Genomic DNA, 805 nt, shown 5'->3' with positions numbered 1-805 from the left:
GCGAAGCGCATCCGCCGTTACCTAACCTTCCGCATCCACCGTCGCCATACATTAAAACGACACAACCAATAAACAATAGCAGGCCACCGAGGAGTTTCCGATGTTCGACAAACTCGCACAACGCCTGAACTTGAGTGCGATTCCGCAAATCTTCTTTATCTCCGTCGGCATTATCGTTCTGTTTGTCGGCTTCGCGATTCCCTTCAATGAACCCTTTGCCCGCTTTTTTGACATGCTGGGCGGTTTTACCTTCACCAACTTTGGTTGGTTCTACGTCCTCAGCGTCAGCGGGTTGCTGTTGTTTCTGATCTGGGTGGCCAGCAGTCGCTATGGCCGGATCCGATTGGGGCCGGACGGGGAGGGGCCCGAGTACGATACGTTGACCTGGTTCTGCATGTTATTCGCGGCCGGTATCGGTACCATTCTGATGTTCTGGGGCGTGGCTGAGCCGATGTCCCACTTCGCCAACCCGCCGCTTGAAGGTGTGGAAGGCGGCACCAAAGACGCCGCTCGCCTGGCGATGAATATCTCCCTTTACCATTACGGGCTGCATACCTGGACCATTTTCACACTGCCGGCTTTGGCGATCGGGTATTTCACCTATCGTCAGGGGTTACCCATGCGCATCAGCAGCGTGTTCTACTCGGTGCTGGGGGATCGCATCTACGGCCCGCTCGGCTGGGCCATTGATATTGTCGCGTTGCTCGGCACGCTGTTTGGGGTCGCGGTGTCGGTCGGGCTGGGGACGCTACAGCTCAATACCGGGATGAATTATCTGTTCGGCCTGCCCAAAGGGCAGGCCGCG

At 56.9% G+C, this 805-nt stretch carries 1 protein-coding gene; it reads left to right on the top strand.

Going from position 1 to position 805, the window contains the following annotated elements; genetic code table 11:
* Positions 1-100 precede the first annotated feature (100 nt).
* The coding region (locus B3520_RS06410) for a BCCT family transporter (protein WP_286875689.1) at positions 101-805 on the top strand (705 nt) is incomplete at its 3' end.

Origin of the sequence: Marinimicrobium sp. UBA4509, assembly GCF_002388575.1 — a bacterium.
Taxonomy (GTDB): domain Bacteria; phylum Pseudomonadota; class Gammaproteobacteria; order Pseudomonadales; family Cellvibrionaceae; genus Marinimicrobium; species Marinimicrobium koreense.
Note: the sequence above shows the minus strand (reverse complement) of the source record. Positions and strands in the feature narration are given on the sequence as shown.